Consider the following 19,175-nt stretch of genomic DNA (forward strand, 5'->3'; position numbering starts at 1 on the left):
ATAAAACTATGCCATCTCCCAATAGATCATCCCCACTTCCCCAAGATGAACGAGATGAGTACCAAAGTTACACATCAGAAGAAGAATCTGGAGAAGTTAACCAGCAGACAGAGACAGAAAGTACAAGTCTTGACTTGCACTATGGTACCGAAGGACTGCTCAATGCCTTACCTCGACTTTGGACTCGTGGTTTGTTGTATGTACTCATTGCCTTTGCTGGTCTGTTCTTGCCTTGGGCAACTCTCTCAAAAGTAGATGAGACAGGTAGCGCTAGAGGCCGGATAGAACCTAAAGGCGCAACGCAAAAATTAGACGCTCAAGCTGGTGGGAGTGTCAAAACAGTTATGGTCAAAGAAGGAGATACAGTTAGAGCCGGACAGGTTTTAGTAGAACTAGAGTCTGATTTGCTGCAAACAGAACTGCAACAGACTCAGAGCAAATTGCAAGGGCTGCAAAATCGGCAGTCGCAGTTGGAATTGCTCAAAAATCAACTCCTCATGTCAACTAGCCTTTTAGAGCAACAAAATAAATCTCAAGAATTAGAAAAAATGGCTCAAGTTAACCAGGCCAAGCAAAACCTTGAGGCCAAATTGAGTAGCCAGAACCTGCAAAAGTTAGAAAAACAAGCATTAGTTGAACAAGCACAGCAGCAGATTTACACCACTAACAACGATCAGCAATCAGCCCAAGCTCGGTTGAGTATAGATTCTCGGCAAGTTCAACGCTTTAGCAAACTTGTTCAGGATGGTGCAGTTTCGGCAACTCAAGTTGATCAACTCAAAAAAGAAGAACAAGAAAGCAAACGACTCTATCGCAGGGCTGTATCAGATATCAAACAAGCCCAATTGCAGTTAACAGGAGAGCTAAATCGTTATCAAGTAACTATCAATACGTTGGAGTCTGATATTAAACAAGCAAAACTTAGATTGCAAGAGGAACAAAGTAGTTATGAAAGTTTGATCCAAGCCGGAAAACTGGCTGTGATGAAAAATCAGGAACAACTAAAAGACATCCAGGCACAAATCACAGCCGCGCAATCAGAAGTTGCTCAGACTAAAAGCCAGATTACATCTATAAGAGTGCAGATGCAGCAACGAGTGGTGCGATCGCCCATTAATGGAGTGATTTTTGAATTACCCACCACTAAGCCAGGAGCAGTAGTGCAACCTGGTCAAAGGATAGCCCAAATCGCACCCCAAAATACAGACTTCGTACTCAAAGCAAATATACCTAATCAAGATAGTGGTTTCTTGAAGGTAGGAATGCCAGTCAAGGTTAAGTTTGATGCCTATCCTTTCCAAGAGTATGGCATCGTCCAAGGGAAAGTTACTTGGATCTCTCCTGACTCGAAAGTTAGCCAAACACCCCAAGGGAACATTGAAATCTATGAGTTAGAAATCACTTTAGATCAGCAATATGTCCAAACTGGCAACAAACGTATTCCATTAGGTGCCGGTCAGACCGCAAATGCTGAAGTCATCATTCGCCAGCGCCGCGTGATTGACTTTGTTTTAGATCCATTCAAAAAGCTGCAAAAAGGCGGTTTGGAGATTTAGTCAGAGCGATCGGGGGAGATGAGGGAGAAGAATTAATAACCCAATGCCCAATGCCCCATGCCCAATCCCCTTAATTATTGGAGATATCGTGTTATGCAAAATCTGACCATTTCTACTTCAGATATCATTCACAGCCTTAAACTTTCCTGTCAGATCCCTGATGTTGTGGAAGCGATCGCATCCCAAAGCATTATTGTCGAAGCAGCTAAAGAGGCAGGAATTACAGTCACACCAGAAGAACTACAACAAGAAGGAGATGACTTACGGTTCGCCAAGAAGCTTGTTAGAGCTAAAGACACTTGGACATGGCTAGAAAAACACCACCTGTCTGTGAATGAGTTTGAAGAATTAGCTTACAACAACATCCTTTCGGGGAAGTTAGCGAATCATTTATTTTCCGCTCAACTCGAAAAGCACTTTTATGAACGCCAACTAGATTATGTTGCCGCCGTTACTTACGAAGTCATTTTCGAGGATCGCGATTTGGCTTTGGAGCTTTTTTATGCTCTAGAAGAAGGCGAGGTCAATTTTCCTGAAATTGCTCGTTTATATATCCCAGACCCAGAACTCCGTCGTACTTATGGATATCAAGGACTCAGATACCGCAAAGATTTTCGTCCCGAGATTGCAGCAGCTGTATTTGCTGCTGCACCACCAGAAGCTCTCAAACCGATTACGACTCCCAAGGGAGTGCATTTAATTTGGGTAGAAGAAGTCATTCAACCCCAACTAGATGAGCAGTTGCGCCAAAAAATCATTACAGAATCATTTTCTGATTGGTTAAAGCAACAAATCAACACGATGAATATAGTCACTCACATAGATTCGGATGCAAATATGCGATCGCAGGAGGAATTGCTAGAACTGGTTTAAGCCGGAGTTTTTCACCCACACTAAATAGTTCATTAAATCCAAATGTTTTTGTAGCTAATTGTCTCCCCTGATTTAGGGTAGATGCTCTAGTTTCAGAAATATTAACAACACTGAATTTTTGTGTTTAAAAAATTAATACTTTTGTGTTAGCGGCATTAGTAAATACATTTAATTAAGCGCTAGTTTTGCGTGATTAAAAATTAATATTAATCGCTGTAGTTCTTGCTGGGCAACAAAAATTTAAATTTTTGCCTAGTTTTTTAGTGCAATTATTTCGACGATAAATTAATACTATTTATGATTATTCTTTGCGGGAAATATATTAGTTTTTTTAATCAAAAAATCCCCAGAAAAGTATTGACTTTTCCGAGGAATAAACTATAGTAATTACATAGCCAACCGAAACAAGTTGGTTACACCAAAAACGCCCAAAAAAAGTTACAATCTTAAGGAGAAACTCAAATGATTATTTCAGACCTCAACTACTTGGAAAATACCTCTGAAGAAATTCTTGGTGGTGTCCTCTTTACTGCTACTAAGGCCGTATTGATCGGAGTTGTCATCAACGAAAGCCTCAACATTTCTAAATCTATAAATTCTAACGTTATCGCTACTGGTAGCGCAGCTACTGCTGAAGGCCAAGCTAACGCAACCGGTAACGGTACAGTAGCTCAAGTATACAGCTTCACCAATACCGATGCTTATAATGCTTCGGCTAACTCCTTCTCCGTATCTGCTACCGCAAAACCATAATTAAACTCTACTCACAAAGAGTAGCAACTCCTGCAAGTAGAGTTAGGCTCGAAAGCCTATTAGATTCATAAATAGCTGAAGGCTCTTTGCTCATTTGAGCCTTCAGCTTTTACATAAGCTACATCATTCAATTTCAAATAACTGTTTCCGCAATAAATTTTTACAATATTTAGTACTCAACCTATCCTAAAGCTTTGTGCTGTTTGCCCGCCCTGAATCAAAAGATGCTGTGGGCTAACAGTCGTATGATGTCGGGTTAATTAGACATCTCCAAAAAAGAATGTAGAGACGTAGCACTGCTACGTCTCTACAAGGGTTCTGGATAACGCATATTTAATTTCTGGAGATGTCTATTAATTGTGATGGCAAATACTAGGAACGCAGATATAGGAACAAGGAAATATATTCAACAAAGTATTTTTATATACATTAAGTTATGAACACAGTTATTGAGGCTCTCCAACTCGCGGTTCAACATCATCGAGCGCAGCGCTTTACCCAAGCAGAAGAGGTTTATCATCAAATTATAGAGGTAAGTCCCAATCAGCTAGAGGCATTATATGGGTTAGGGGTGCTGGCGCAGGAACGAGGAGAATATCAAAATGCAGAACAATTTTTCTTAACAGCTTTGCAATTACAGCCAGAAGCAGAAGCAGGAGCAATACACAATAGCTTGGGGTTTACTCTGCAACAACAGGGTAAATTGGATAAAGCGATCGCTTGTTATCAAAAAGCATTGGAAACTCTACCCGATTCCATTGAAGTGCAAGCCAATCTAGGTAATGTTCTCCACATTCAAGGAAAGCTGTCACCAGATGAGCAAATCTACTATGCAGACTTAAATCAGCAGTTTGGTCTAGGTAGGCAACAGGCAGGAGATTTGAAGATTGCAGAGTTATATTATCGGCAGGCTATTGCATTACAGCCAGACTTGGTACAGGCTCATAATAATTTAGGAGAGGTTCTCCAACAACAAAGGCGATTAAATGATGCTCTGAAGTCTTATCGAAAAGCAATAAAAATTAAACCAGACTATCCTTATGCCTATCACAACTTAGGTCATATTTTACAGCAAACAGGCAACCGGGAAGAAGCAGTAGAAGCTTACAAAAAAGCCTTAGCGATTAAACCTGATTTGGCAATTACCCATAACAATTTGGCAAATACTCTCAACTCACTAAATAGGTTTGATGCCGCTATAGAATCTTATAAGCAAGCTATTAAAATTCGACCTGATGTTGATTATATCTATTACAACTTAGGAGCGCTACTTAGAGATCGCAGCAAAATAGAAGAAGCAGTACAGACATTTGAACAAGCCGTCAAAGTTACGCCAAACTATAATCCGGCTAAATTTGGTATTTGTATCAGCCAACTGCCAATCATCTATTCTAGTGTTGATGAAATTGAATTCAGACGAAATCAATATCAACAGCATTTACAAAATTTAGCCCAGAGTTATCAATTAACTAATCAGGAAGAACGGGCAAAAGCATCTGATGCTGTTGGGTCATTACAGCCTTTTTACTTGACATATCAAGGTTTAAATGACCGCAATTTACAGCAGACTTATGGGGAAATGATTTACCAGATTATGTCGAGTCGCTATCCCCAAGATTGTGAGCCGCTTATTCTACCCAATTTAGATAAAAATCAAAAGGTTCGGATTGGTATCGTCTCTGGATTTTTCTGTAATCACTCTAATTGGAAAATCCCTATTAAGGGTTGGGTAGAAAATCTAGATCGAAATGAGTTTGAACTGTTTGGTTATTATACTGCGGTCAAAAAAGATTATTCCACAATTAGCGCTAATAAGGTTTTTGATAAGTTTGTTCAAGGTGTTCGTTCAATCGAGCAATGGCGCGAGGCAATAAAAGAAGATAAATTACACATTCTGATTTTCCCAGAATTTGGAATGGACTCAATGACAATCAAACTGGGTTGTCTCAGATTAGCGCCAATTCAAATGACCTCTTGGGGACACCCTGATACTAGTGGACTACCGACTATTGACTATTACTTGAGCAGTGACTTAATGGAACCGGAAAATGCTCAAGAACACTATACAGAAAAATTAGTTAGATTACCAAATCTATCTATTTATTATACACCTTTAGAAATTCAGCCACAGGAGCTTAAGAAAGCAGATATTGGTTTAAAAGAAGATGAAATTTTCTTTTGGTGTTGCCAGTCATTATATAAATATTTGCCTAATCATGATGATGTTTTTCCCCTAATAGCTAAAGAATTAGGCAATTCTAAATTTGTATTTATTAAACACGAAATTGAAGATATTACAGAAGTATTTCGCCAGCGCTTAAACCATGCTTTTGCAGCATTAGGCTTGGATTATGAAAATCACTGTTTATTTTTATCTTCCATGAATGAGAGTAAATTTGCTGGGACTACAGCCTTAGCAGATGTCTTCTTGGATAGTATTGGTTGGTCTGGATGTAACTCTACCCTCGAATCTATTGCCCATAATATTCCCGTTGTCACCTTGCCAGGAGAACTAATGCGGGGACGGCATTCTTTGGCAATTTTAAAGATGATGGGTATAGAAGAGACCATCGCCTCAAGAAAAGGAGAATATATCCAAATCGCCATCCGGCTAGGGAAAGATGCTGCATATCGTCAATATATCTCCCGGCAAGTTGCAGAAAATAAACATAAATTATATGGTGATTTAAAACCAGTTAGAGCGCTGGAAGATTTTATTTTGCAATTGGTTAATAAACCAAGGCAATTTGACGCTAAAGATGTTGCTGAACTCTTTCAACTTGCAGTTCAATCTCATCGAACTAATCGCCTAGATGAAGCTGAACAGCTATATCGTCAGGTAATAGAAAAACAATCAGACTATTCAGAAGCATTATATGGGTTAGGGATGTTGGCACAGCAGAAAGGTGCCTTGGTAGAGGCAGAGAAATTTTTGAGTGCAGCTTCGGAATTTCAGCCTAATGTTGTGAAAATTTGGTTTAGTTTAGGTAATTTGCGTCAAGCCCAAGGACAATTATCAGAGGCTGAGTTAGCTTATCAAAAAGCGATTACTTTGCGACCAGATGCCGCGACAATTTACAACAATTTGGGCTACACCTTACAGCAACAAGGTAAGTGGGAAGAAGCGATCGCATCTTATCAAAAAGCTTTGGCATTTCAGCCCAACTGCATAGAAGCAGAAGTCAATTTAGGGAATGTGCTTTTTGCCCAAGGCAAGCTATCAACAGAGAAACAAGCCTACTATGGTGAATTAAATTATCGGCTCGGCATGGGCCGCAAACAAGTAGCCGATTGGAAAAGTGCTGGTATTTACTATCAAACTGCGATCGCCCAAAAGCCTGATTTAGTAGAGGCTCATTATAACTTGGGTGTGGTACTGCAAGAACAAGGAGAGATAGAAGCAGCGATCGCTTGTTATCAAAAAACTTTGGAGTTGAATCTCCAACACCAACAAGCCAACATGAACTTATCACAAATCTACCACACCCAGCCCAAAGAAATTGCACAGCTTGACTCACTCAAGATTTGTAGTTAAACGGGTAGTCTTACCTGATGGCAAAACCATATCAATCTAAATCGTAAAATTAAGGAGATAAAGTTTATGGCTTTAAAACGAGGAACTAGCAGTAATGACTTAATTCAAGGGACTGCTGTAACAGACCAGCTATTTGGAAGTTTTGGTAACGATACTCTATTTGGATTAGGGGGAGATGATTTAGTTCAAGGCGACCAGGGTAGAGATTTTTTAGATGGTGGCGATGGTAACGATCGCCTCTTTGGGGGAGACGACAATGATACACTCTTGGGTGGCCTCGGCAATGACCTACTCGATGGTGGTTCAGGTAACGACAGACTAGATGGTGGTGATGGCGATGACGTTATTCAAGGTGGCCAGGGTGATGATACCATTCTGGGCGGAAGCGGTAATGACCGCCTCCTGGGAGTCAGTGGCAGTAATCGCATTGAGGGGGGAACTGGCAACGACTTCATCCAAGGGGCAAGTGGTAGTAGCTTCACAGGTGGAGGTGTAGATACACTTTTTGGAGGTGACGGCGACGATCAGATATTCGGGCTAAGTCAAAATGATTCCCTCTACGGAGAAGCTGGCAATGACAGCCTAAGTGGTGATGGTGGAGACGATCGGCTAGAAGGCGGCAATGGCAACGACAATCTTGATGGCGGTGTCGGAAATGACTTTGTGTTCGGCGATCTCGGACAAGATACAGTAAATGGCAACAGCGGTAATGACATCCTCGAAGGAGGTGGCAATGATGATACCCTCCTTGGTGCTTCAGGGAATGATGTCCTCGTAGGTATCGGTCGTGGTAGCCAAGACGTTTTTGGAGGAATAGCACCAGGGTTTGGGGAAACCGATCTCTTAACCGGTGGGGCTGGGGCAGACCTATTTGTACTCGGAGGTAATGGACAATACTACTACCTCGGCGGTTCTACTCAAGATCAAGGCTTGAGCCTGTTTGATGCGGCTGTGATTGGTGTGGAGAACAACGGGGCGCTGCAACGCGACTTCGATCAGACGGTTGATCGCATCCAGTTACAAGACGGGATTGGATATCAGCTAATCGAAGCGGATGTTTTCGGGAGTGGGGTAAGTGATACCATAATTGCTGCTGATCTTACTTCGTCTAACTTGGGTCTAGACATCGTAGGGGTAGTGATTGGAGCAACAGCAGCAGAAGTCGCGTCTAGTATACAGATTGTTTAAGAGGTTGTTTGAAAAGTCATAAAGAATACTTTTCACGCATCCTCTAATTAATTTTGATTATTTGCTTTGCGATCAAAACCCTGTAGGGGCGCGTAGCCCAGCCCAGCCGAATTTCGTATCTCTATAACCCTTCACAACTAATCGGAATTTCGGAAAAATTTTATCTTAGAGGAACTGAAACATGTCAGAAAACAAAAAATACAACCATCAGATGGAAATCAATGACCTTATTGATGATGCCATTGTCAATGCAATAACACGCAGAGAATTAGTAGAAACTTTGTCTGACGACGAAGCGGCAGGAGTTACAGGTGGTCTGACTGCGGAAACAACAAAAGTTGCACTGAGCATTAAGCCGGATGTTATCATCGCAGGTTTTAAGCCAATTCAGCCGATTAAGCCAATTTGTCCACCACTGATAGTTGGGCTAATTGCACTACCAAATGACGCTAAACTTACCAGCTAGTCTTCAAGTATTAAAGAATATTCTTTCGGTGGAGGGCCCATTAATGAAAGACATAACCCCTGTTCAGACCACCCTTTGCCCTAGTGCTAGACCCGAATCTGTGGATGCTGTTGTCTTCGGCGTAGTTGGTGGAACGGTAGCAGCACCTCGGATAGCTTATCTTAAACAACCTCTGCCCATCACAGATGAACTGGTAGCAAAAGCTAGTCCAGTTACACCTGCCGAAATTTTTCGCATAGCTGCATCTTGTGCGGAATCGGGTTGTCAGCATTTTGATGGCAAAGACTGTCGTCTAGCAATGGGAATTGTTGAGAAATTGCCCGCAATAGTAGAGCAACTACCAGCTTGTTCTATCCGCCGAGATTGTCGCTGGTGGCAGCAAGAAGGCAAGGCAGCTTGTATGCGATGTCCGCAAATCATCACAGATAACTATTCTTCATCTGAGCAGTTGCGTCAAGCAGCAGAGCCTTCTAGTACAACACGGCGTAAATAAGCCACCCATTTGGAATGTCTAAAACCCTTGCAAATAGGTAATTACGAATTACGAATTACGAATTACGAATTACGCCTTGCGGTACTAGATATTTGCAGACTTGAGATATTTCTGTAAATATTGGTTGATTTTTACACCCCAAAACTGATAATAAAGGAGACAGTAAAAATATGTCCTTATCAATTTTTGAGAAAGTTAAAGAGTTTGTCATCAGACTCGTCAAAGACGAAGCTTTTCTGACTCAATTAATGAGTGATAAAATCGACGACGCGATCAAAGTCATGGAAGAAGGTGGCTATGATTTTTCTCAAGAAGAATTTGAAACAGCCTCGATTAAAATATTAGAATTAAAAGAATTAGGTCAGTTTGACGACCTAAGTGAAGAAGAATTGGTAGGAGCCTTTGGTGGGCTTACAAGCACCAATAATCGAGTCATTCAACCCCTATATGGTGTTGTACTTCCACCTCCTGAAGAATGGGAAAAACCACCAATTATTAAATGGATTCCTAGACCACGGCCCAAGCCATGGCCGCAACCACAACCCCTGTATGGTGTCATAGCAATCGATCCGCCTGTACAAGCGTCATACGGGGTAGTCGTACCGACAGAAATACATTGAAGAAGAATTCAGGAGTCAGAATGTCTCTCTCCTAAAAGGAAGAGAGAAATAGAAGAGAGGTTTTCCAGATACCGTGAAAAGTCAGATAAAAGACCGCCAACTGAGTATTTCTCCTCATTCACTACTGAGTAAAATCAACTTCTAAAACCGAGATTGAGAATTAAGCTATGACATATCACCGCAAAAGCTACGCCGTTTGGGAAATTACCTTAAAGTGCAATCTAGCTTGTAGTCACTGTGGTTCCCGCGCTGGACATGAGCGCTCTAAAGAACTCTCCACAGAGGAAGCTTTAAATCTTGTCAAGCAGATGGCAGAAGTTGGAATTAAAGAAGTTACTCTCATTGGTGGTGAAGCATTTCTGCGTCCAGATTGGCTAGAAATTGCTAAAGCTATCAACGACGCAGGAATGTTATGTGGTATGACTACCGGCGGTTATGGCATTTCGTTAGAAACTGCCCAAAAAATGAAAGAAGCGGGAATTCAGACTGTCTCTGTTTCTATTGATGGTTTGGAAGCAACTCACGACCGCCTCCGAGGAAAAAAAGGCTCTTGGAAATATGCCTTTAAAACCATGAGCCATCTTCGAGAAGTGGGTATTTCCTTCGGTTGCAATACCCAGATTAACCGCTTGTCAGCACCAGAGTTTCCGCGCATCTATGAGTGCATTCGTGATGCAGGTGCCCGTGCTTGGCAAATTCAACTCACTGTCCCAATGGGGAATGCAGCCGACAATGCAGATATCCTCCTCCAACCCTATGAACTATTAGATATTTACCCCATGCTTGCTCAGGTAGCGCGTCGTGCTTATCAAGAAGGTGTGCAACTTCAGGCGGGAAATAATATTGGTTACTACGGCCCTTATGAACGCCTGTTGCGGGGACGAGGAAAGGAGGATGAATTTTCATTTTGGCAAGGTTGCGGTGCCGGACTCTCCACTTTGGGAATTGAAGCTGACGGAGCAATTAAAGGTTGTCCCTCGCTGCCGACTACCGCTTACACAGGTGGTAATATTAGAGAGCGATCGCTCCATGACATCATTGAAAACTCAGCAGAATTGCGCTTGAATCTGGGAGCAGGAACACCTGAAGGGACAAAACACCTGTGGGGTTTCTGCAAAACTTGCGAATACGCTGAACTTTGTCGTGGGGGTTGCAGTTGGACTGCCCATGTTTTCTTTGACAAAAGAGGTAATAATCCTTACTGTCATCATCGCGCCCTTGTTCATGCAGCACAAGACCTGCGGGAGCGCGTAATTCCCAAGGTGAAAGCTAAAGGTTTACCCTTTGATAATGGTGAGTTTGAGCTAATTGTGGAGCCTACAGATACTCCTTTGCCAGTAAATGACCCATTACGATTTAGCGCTCACAGCATTCAGTGGCCGGAAAGTTGGCAGCAAGAACCTAAAGTTTCTTATTCGCTAGCGGAGTAATACATCATGGCAGAAAATTCAGAAAAAACAATAGACTTTAAGTCATTACAATCTGAAGAATTAGAAAAAATCTCTTTGCTTCCCCGTTCAGCTTGGAATAGTCAATTAACCTACTTGAAAGTGCTGTTAAAAGCAAAGCAAGTCTTAGACAAAAGCTGAAATTTTTATCAAAACAGCATACACCCATCGGTAAATTTTCTTGTGGTGTGGGCATCTTGCCCGCACTGGACGGGCGAAACACCCATAGTTTTATAATGGACTAATTTAGCTGTGCCACGGCACTACATATAGCTTTTCCTAATCAAATGAGATACATCATAGCCCCCTATCGAAGAGCGGGGAGGGGTTGGGGGTGGGATTTTTGTACCTCACTCAACTGGGAACCGCTATATCTTTTTATAAATCAAACTAGATTCCTATATTTCGCTCGTAAGTTGCGAGATAATTACTCATTAAAATATTAACTAAAAAATGAACAGAGGTTTTTATGTCATCAAAAGCTTCACTTTCAGAATTAAGTATTCCCAAGACCAATATCAATTTAAATTTCTTAGACAATACCGATTCTATTAACAATTTAAAGCCCAATCCTAAGCCTGATTTTGTTAACGCTCAAGGGAATACCATTTATTTCAACTATAGTCAAAGTGCTTCAGGAATTTTGACTGATGCCCAGACGGACACATTAGTTAAAGGTGGCGTGGGTATTGCCATTGCTGAGGCTCAAGCAAATTTTTTTAACAATGACCCAACTTTTTCATCACTTTTCACTAATGCTAGCGTCATTGGATTAGATGGTCAGTTTACAGGTAGTTCTGATAGCGAAACAAAGGTACTTGCTAGTTTTACGGTTGGTGCTTATCAAAATTTCTCTTTTGAGTTCTCAGCAGATTTAGCACTCGCAGCTAAAGAAATTGAAAATCCCAACGTTGAATATAACAAAGCTCAGTCTAAAACTGCTTTTTTGGTGTTAGACACCACAAATCCTAATAAACCCAAAGTTTTAGATTATTTTGGTCTCCAGGGTGACTTAATTTCCTCTAATCAAACTAGCAATCTAATCCTTGGTCGTAGTGGCAATGTTACGATTAGCAGTCGTGATAAAAGTTCTGATATTAATGGCGATAATGGTACTGATTTCCTCAATGGTAGTGCTGTTGGGACTTATCGACGGAATTTTACTCGCAATACCAATATCACTGTAGTTGAAATTAATGTCAGTGCTGTTGAATTGGCAGGAGATACTTTAATTGGCAACTTGGGTAAAGATGTTATCTATGGCACAATTTGGAGGGATAATCTAACGGGAACCAACGCTGCGGACAAACTTTATGCCAGCTTGGGGGATGACAAGTTATATGGAAACAAAGGTAATGATAACCTCGACGCAGGCCAAGGTAATGATTGGCTAGATGGTGGCGAGGGAAATGATACACTTTATGGCGGTTTAGGAAATGATGTCCTGATTGGTGGTAGTGGTAATGATATCTTGGTTGGTGGCGATGGTAATGATACATTTACTTTCAAATATGGCGATACCTTTTTGAGAAAGGACTTTGATGTTATTCAAGATTTCCAGGTTGGTATTGATAAGATTGTACTAGATGACTGGGGAAGGCTAGGTATTACAAACATAACGGATACTAAAGATGGTGCTGTCTTCACATTAAATTATTTCTTGAATCAAGAAACAATACTAATTTCAGGTGTGAGTAGCAATCTGATTAACACCTCTCAATCAATACAGTTTACCTAAAGGTTCAGCCTGAAATCCTTGGTAGAGACATTGTAATGCAAGGTTTCTCAATACCTAAAATCTTTTTATCCAAAGCGTATTATCACCTTGGTAATTTTTGTTAAGTTATACATATGCTTATATAAAGCAAATGTGAATTATTGATTTTCAATTCTAGATTAGCTAAGTAATACCGAACATCACTGTGAAATTTTGATGAAGCTGAATATTTATAATACAACAACGTAGTATCCTGTATCAGGAAACCCCATACAACAAGGTAAAAAGAGGTTTTTATGTCATCAGAAACTATATTTTTACAACAAATTGTTACAAATCCTAATCCTAATCCTAATTTTGCAAATGCTCAAGGATCTGCCCTTTTCTATAACTACAGTCAAAGTGCTTTAGGAATTTCAACTGATGCTCAGACAAACACATTGGTTAAAGATGGTGTAGCTCTAGCTCTTGCTGAAGCTAGGGCGACTTTTTTTAACAGTGACCCAACTTTTTCAACACTTTTTTCTGACAGCACTGGCATTGGATTAGATGGTACTTATAGTGGTAGTGCTAGCAGTGAAACAAAAGTGCTTGCTAGTTTTGCAGTTGGCGCTAATCAAACTTTTTCTTTCGATTTTTCTGCCGATTTAGCACTGACAGCTAAAGAAATTGAAAATCCTCGGGCTGAATATAACCAAGCTAAGTCAAAAACGGCTTTCTTGGTACTAGATACTACAAATCCGAATAAAGCTAAAGTCATAGATTATTTTGGCATCCGGGGTAACTTAATTTCCTCAAAGGGAATTAGCAAATTGAGTCTTGGTAGTAGTCGCAATGTCACTATAGAAAGTAGCAATTACGCTATTGATATTAATGGTAATAATAAACAGGACTCTATCGCTGAAAACGTTATTGGTACTTACGAAAAAAGGTTTAATAAAAATAGCAACATAACGATAGTAGAAGTTAATGCCAGTGCCGTTACCTTTTTAGGAGATACTTTAATCAACAACTTGGGTAAAGATGTTAAATACGGCACGATTGGAAATGATTACCTAATAGGAGGCTACGGTAATAACAAAATTTATGGCAGCTTAGGTGATGATACGCTCAAGGGAGGAAAAGGTAATGATATCCTCGAAGGGGGTCAAGGTAATGATTGGCTATTTGGGGGCAAGGGCAATGATAAAATGAATGGTGGTTCGGGCAATGATGTTTTGATTGGTGGTACTGGTAGTGATCTCTTGGTTGGTGGCGATGGCAATGACAAATTTGTTTTTAAGCGTGACGATAGTTTGTTAAAATATGAATCTGATGTCATTCAAGACTTTCAGGTTGGCATCGATAAGCTTGTATTTGATGGCTGGGGTAAGATTGATACCGATCAATGCTTAAATCAGATGTTTTCTCAAGGTAGCATAACTGATACCAATGATGGTGTTCTCTTCAATTTTAATACAGGACAAACTCAAGGAACATTACTATTATCAGGTGTGACTTTCAACCAGATTAGCTCTGACTCAATAACGTTTACCTAGTGCTTATTTAAGAATAATTACAGGGTAAACGCATCTAAAGTATGTAGATACTTTCGATACAAAGATTTCCATATTTAATGAAAGAAAAATCTTGTACAGTAAGTGTTTCATGAATTAGGTACAGTTTACCCTGTGCCCGTTGTGAAAATTCTGAAGTGTACTAAGTAAATTGGCGCGAAAAAATCCAAGGATGTTACGAAACATAAATAGGCTTAAAGCCTTTACCAGTTAGCTTTAATTGCGCCGACCTACTTATATCAACTTACAATTTAATATCAAATTAATATAGCTATGAATAACAAAGATATTTCAGAATATGATATTAAAGCTCTCATTGAAACGGCGCTTCAGAAGCATAAGTTAGGTCAATGGGATGAAGCGAAATTGCTGTATAAACAGGTATTACAAATACAATCAGAATGCGGGGGTGAGTCAGACTCCTTGAAAGGCAAATATCAAATGCCACAAAACTTTTCTGAGGCATTGTATGGTTTAGGGATGCTGGCGCAACAAACAGGAGAATTTCTAGAAGCTGAAAAATTCCTGAGTCAGGGAGTACAAGTTCAACCCAACTCTGTGAAAACTTGGTTTAGTTTGGGTAATCTGCGTCAAGTTCAGGGAGAGTTAGCACAAGCAGAGTCAGCTTACAAACAAGCGATCGCATTACGTCCAGATGCCGCGCCGATTTATAATAACCTGGGCTACACCTTAGAACAACAGAGTAAGTTTGATGAAGCAGTTGTCTGCTATCAAAAAGCTTTGGAACTTCAACCTAACTGCACAGAAGCAGATGCAAACTTAGGAAATGCTCTCCACACCCAAGGGAAACTCCCTTCAGATAAACAAGCCCATTACGCCCAATTGAATTATAAATTGGGTTGTGGTCGCAAAAATGCCGGGGATTTGAAAACTGCTGTTGCTTATTACAAGCAAGCGATCGCACTAAAGCCAGATCTTCTAGAAGCTCATTATAACTTGGGCAGTGCCCTGCAAGAACAAGGGGAGTTAGAAAAGGCGATCACATCCTATCACAAACTCTTACAACTTAATCCCAATCATGGAGAAGCTTACCTCAGCTTAGGCAAAATTTATCAACAGCAGAACCAATACCAGAAAGCAGTTTCGGCTTATCGACAAGGGTTAAAGCTAATTAATCCCCACTATGCCAAAGCAGCAGCTAGCGAGGATGCTGAAATTCCTCAACAAGTACCAGTCACACCCCTAATTCCCCAAAAGGAGGTAATTGTCGGAAAATACAGTTTTCCTACTATCACAACCATAGCAAATGATACAGTAAAACGTCCTTTCTGGAGTGTAGTAGTAACTGTATATAACCGGATCGATTATCTCCTCGAATGCCTTGCCAGTGTGTTGGCACAATGGCAGGGAGAAGAGGAGATGGAAATCATCGTCATGGACGATGCTAGTAAAACGCCAGTATTTGAACTGGTAAATAGTATTGGAAAAGGAATAATTCACTACTACCGTAATCCGCAAAACCTCGGACTACCAGGAAATTGGAATGCCGGAATTGCCCTGACTCGCGGTCGGTGGGTTCATTTACTTCACGACGATGATTATATTCTCTCAGGTTTTTATTCCCGGCTGCAAGAGAGTCTAGAAAGGTGTTCAGATTCCGTGGGAGCAGCTTTTACGGGTTATCAAAATATTAACGAGAAAGAAGAAGTAATTTTTCGCCAACAAGTGTATGGGGAGCAGCGAGGGATTGCTAAAAATTGGTTGCAACACATTGGAGTGAGTAATTCATTAAATATGCCTGCGGTGGTGATTCGTCGAGAGGCGCACGAACAATTGGGCGTGTATCATCCCGAATTGACTTATACAAGTGATTGGGAAGTTTATAAACGCATTGCGACTGTTTATGATTGGTGGTATGAACCGGAAATTTTAGCTCGTTACCGCCAACATCCTAACAACGTGACCAGCGAACTTTTAGTCACTGGCAAGCAAATGATATCCATCCGTCGGGCAATTGAAATCTCAGAGAGTTATTTTCCCTCTGAATACTCAGCAGAGATTACGGCCCAATCCCGGAGTTATCATTTTGATTATTGTCTACAATTGGCCTTAATTCCTCTCCAAGCTGGGAATCTGGCTGGAGCTTGGCGAGTGTTGGAAGAGGGTCTGAAAATAGATTGTAGCCCTGAAGCAGTGGCAAAATTATTTAGTTGGTTGCAGCAGTATGAAGTGGGTTTGCTGCGGGATGAAATTATCTCAAAATTGCTCTTGATTGTGAATAAGTCCGAAATTTTAGTTAATCAACCAACTAAATGTTAAGTTAAAACAATCCAGAAATAATTGATTTTAAATAACACAAACAAACTTCATTCTAATTATCACTGAAACACAGAGGGATAAAAACTATGGCAATTATCCAAGTTGAGCATCCAGTAATTAATGAATCTTCCTTTGAGCCACAAAACCGACAAGATGGTATTAGTGGTGTGATGCTAATTCATAATGAAGCAGAATTTTTAGCCCAGGTGATTGACACTTGGATTGATGCCGTAGATGAATTAGTTATTGTTTTTAATGATTGCACAGATAATTCTCCTGAAATTATTGAAGAATATGAAAGGAAATATTATCCTAAAATTCGAGCTTTTCATTACTTGCAACGGGTATATTCACCCAACACAAAAGAGCAATTAGAATTAGATGTAAATAATATTAATTCTTTTACTTTTTACTCTAACTTTAACCTTAGTCAAACGCGATACAAAATATGTGTCGTGATCAATGGAGATCATGTTGGTATTCCTGAATATCTTAAGAAAATTTATAATTTCCTGAAGACAAATCCGCTTCAAAATACTGCTTTATTTTTTTCTGGACTTAATCTTTGGAAACACCCAGATTATAGCCAGTATTGCATTAGTTTAAAAGATATTGCTCTAGGTGATGGAGACCTAGCCTATTGGACTGTTTCACCAAATCATATATTTGTGAAGAATTCAAACAATCCCCTACTTACTATAGTTAGATGTCAGGGACTGGAATACTATTATCTAGGTTTTATTTTCTGGCATACACGTTTTTTAAAAAAAGATTACGGACAGGGTAATTATGGCGTGTATTCAGAGAACCTTAACCAATTTTTGGAAAGTAAAATAAGAGAAGCAAAACTAGTTCCATTGTCTCTGCAATTTAAACAAAAAAACAAAGGGTTTCAATATATTTCTTATCGACGTTTTTCACTTTATTTTGATTTTGAATCTTTACCTGAAGTTGTAGGTGTTGATAGTGTAATTGAAATCCTGCAACAAGCTCTTCAACATTACCAAGCTAATCGCTTTACTCAAGCTGAACAAGCTTACCATCAAGTTTTAAATATTCAGCCCGAACACCCGGAAGCATTGTACAGATTAGGTATTCTGACTGAACAAATGGGGAATTATCAGAAGGCTGAGGAGTTGCTGAGTAGGGCATTACAAGTCCAGCCAAATTCAGTACTAACCTGGTTTAGTTTGGCTAATTTACGGCAATCACAAGGACAATTTACCGCAGCTATAGATGCATATCGCCAAGCACTGAAACTGCGTCCAGATTCAGCCCCAATATATAACAATTTGGGCTATACTTTTTATCAACAAGGTGAGTGGGATAAAGCGATCGCCTGTTACGAAAAGGCTTTAGAGCTAAAACCTAAATTTATTGAAGCCGATGTGAATTTGGGTAATGCCCTCCATATTCAGGGAAAACTCTTGCCGGAACAGCAGATTCACTATGGGATGTTAAACTGCCAATTGGGAGAGAGCCGTTCCAAAATAGGTGACTGGCAGACTGCGATCGCTTATTATCGTCAGGCAATTGTCCTTCAGCCTGATCTTGTAGAAGCGCACCATTACCTAAGTGTTGCCCTACAACAAAGCATTCTTACTGAATTACAACCCTCACAAACTGCGATCGCAAAATAAAATATGAAAGTACTTGTAACTGGAACTGAAGGTTATATCGGCTCGTTATTAGCACCCCTCTTAATTCAACAAGGACATGAAGTTATCGGTTTGGATACTGGCTTTTATAAAGTAGGTTGGCTATATAACGGCACCAAAGTAACAGCCAAAACCCTCAACAAAGATATCCGCCACATCACAGCAGAAGACCTAGAAGGTGTCGAAGCAGTAGTCCATCTGGCAGAACTTTCTAACGACCCATTAGGTCAGTTAGCGCCTAATATCACCTACGATATCAACCACAAAGGCTCAATAAATTTAGCAAAGCTGGCAAAAGCAGCCGGAGTCAGACGCTTTGTGTATACTTCATCATGCAGCGTCTATGGCTTTGCTACTGAAGACTACGTTACTGAAGAGTCTGCTATCAATCCCCAAACGGCTTATGCTAAATGCAAATCACTTGTCGAACAAGATGTCAAACTCCTTGCTGATGATGGCTTTTCTCCCACCTTTCTCCGAAATGCTACAGCTTATGGAGCCTCGCCCAGAATGCGATTTGATATCGTCTTGAACAACTTAGCAGGTTGGGCATGGACAATTAAAGAAATCAAGATGAGCAGCGACGGTACACCTTGGCGGCCTCTAGTGCATCTGTTGGATATCTGCAAAGCAATTATCTGTACCTTAGAAGCCCCACGCGATTTAATTCACAACCAAATTTTTAACGTGGGTGATACAAATAGCAACTACCAAGTCAAACAAATTGCTCAGATAGTTGCAGATGTCTTTACCGATTGTCAATTGAGCTTTGGTAAACACGATCCTGACAACCGTAGCTATCGAGTTTCATTTGATAAAATTAACCAAAATTTACCAGGATTCAAATGTCAATGGGATGTCCAGCATGGTGCCCAACAACTCTATAATGTCTTTCAGCAAATTGATCTGGATAGAGAAACATTTGAGTCTAGAGGATTTACTCGCCTGAAACAATTGGAATGTCTCATCCGCACTCAGCAGATTGATCGAGATTTCTTCTGGCGGACTGTTTAAATTATCAATCTGATTTTT

Annotated in this window: 15 protein-coding genes; all 15 read left to right on the forward strand. The window is 40.3% G+C overall.

Translation table 11 applies throughout. From position 1 onward, the window contains the following. Positions 1-8 precede the first annotated feature (8 nt). The 15 genes from HWQ36_RS29065 to HWQ36_RS29135 all read left to right on the forward strand — a co-directional run bounded on the left by HWQ36_RS29065 (position 9) and on the right by HWQ36_RS29135 (position 19,157). Entirely contained in the window at positions 9-1,556 is a 1,548-nt protein-coding gene (locus HWQ36_RS29065) for an HlyD family efflux transporter periplasmic adaptor subunit (RefSeq protein WP_292709308.1), read from the forward strand. A gap of 93 nt (positions 1,557-1,649) precedes the next feature. After that, entirely contained in the window at positions 1,650-2,429 is a 780-nt protein-coding gene (locus HWQ36_RS29070; RefSeq protein ID WP_292709310.1) for a peptidylprolyl isomerase, read from the forward strand. A gap of 462 nt (positions 2,430-2,891) precedes the next feature. Further along, positions 2,892-3,182: a hypothetical protein gene (locus HWQ36_RS29075; RefSeq protein WP_292709312.1), complete on the forward strand. Its 291-nt coding sequence runs from the start codon at positions 2,892-2,894 to the stop codon at positions 3,180-3,182. A gap of 436 nt (positions 3,183-3,618) precedes the next feature. After that, complete coding sequence (locus HWQ36_RS29080) at positions 3,619-6,717, forward strand: tetratricopeptide repeat protein (protein WP_292709314.1); 3,099 nt, start codon at positions 3,619-3,621, stop codon at positions 6,715-6,717. Between the two features lie 66 nt (positions 6,718-6,783). Further along, entirely contained in the window at positions 6,784-7,905 is a 1,122-nt protein-coding gene (locus HWQ36_RS29085; protein WP_292709316.1) for a calcium-binding protein, read from the forward strand. Between the two features lie 181 nt (positions 7,906-8,086). Further along, positions 8,087-8,371 (forward strand): hypothetical protein, encoded by a 285-nt coding sequence (locus tag HWQ36_RS29090; protein ID WP_292709318.1) that lies wholly within the window; start codon positions 8,087-8,089, stop codon positions 8,369-8,371. A 43-nt stretch (positions 8,372-8,414) separates the two neighbouring features. Beyond that, positions 8,415-8,864 carry a nitrogen fixation protein gene (locus HWQ36_RS29095; protein WP_292709320.1) on the forward strand — a complete coding sequence of 150 codons (450 nt, stop codon included), beginning with the start codon at positions 8,415-8,417 and terminating at the stop codon, positions 8,862-8,864. Between the two features lie 170 nt (positions 8,865-9,034). Further along, positions 9,035-9,484 carry a Nif11-like leader peptide family natural product precursor gene (locus tag HWQ36_RS29100; protein WP_292709322.1) on the forward strand — a complete coding sequence of 150 codons (450 nt, stop codon included), beginning with the start codon at positions 9,035-9,037 and terminating at the stop codon, positions 9,482-9,484. 167 nt (positions 9,485-9,651) lie between these two features. Then, entirely contained in the window at positions 9,652-10,914 is a 1,263-nt protein-coding gene (locus HWQ36_RS29105; protein ID WP_292709324.1) for a nif11-class peptide radical SAM maturase 3, read from the forward strand. Between the two features lie 6 nt (positions 10,915-10,920). Next, entirely contained in the window at positions 10,921-11,073 is a 153-nt protein-coding gene (locus HWQ36_RS29110; protein ID WP_292709326.1) for a hypothetical protein, read from the forward strand. 328 nt (positions 11,074-11,401) lie between these two features. After that, positions 11,402-12,670: a M10 family metallopeptidase C-terminal domain-containing protein gene (locus HWQ36_RS29115; RefSeq protein WP_292709328.1), complete on the forward strand. Its 1,269-nt coding sequence runs from the start codon at positions 11,402-11,404 to the stop codon at positions 12,668-12,670. A gap of 275 nt (positions 12,671-12,945) precedes the next feature. Then, positions 12,946-14,187 (forward strand): calcium-binding protein, encoded by a 1,242-nt coding sequence (locus tag HWQ36_RS29120; protein WP_292709330.1) that lies wholly within the window; start codon positions 12,946-12,948, stop codon positions 14,185-14,187. Positions 14,188-14,478: 291 nt separating this feature from the next. After that, a complete protein-coding gene (locus HWQ36_RS29125; RefSeq protein WP_292709331.1) occupies positions 14,479-16,485 on the forward strand; it encodes a tetratricopeptide repeat protein in 2,007 nt (668 codons plus the stop codon). Between the two features lie 86 nt (positions 16,486-16,571). Then, positions 16,572-18,125, forward strand: a complete 1,554-nt coding sequence (locus HWQ36_RS29130) for a tetratricopeptide repeat protein (RefSeq protein WP_292709332.1) — start codon at positions 16,572-16,574, stop codon at positions 18,123-18,125. 3 nt (positions 18,126-18,128) lie between these two features. Further along, positions 18,129-19,157: an NAD(P)-dependent oxidoreductase gene (locus HWQ36_RS29135; protein ID WP_292709334.1), complete on the forward strand. Its 1,029-nt coding sequence runs from the start codon at positions 18,129-18,131 to the stop codon at positions 19,155-19,157. The last annotated feature ends 18 nt before the right edge of the window (positions 19,158-19,175 follow it).

It is taken from the genome of Nostoc sp. NMS2 (genome assembly GCF_017115105.1).
Lineage (GTDB): Bacteria > Cyanobacteriota > Cyanobacteriia > Cyanobacteriales > Nostocaceae > Nostoc.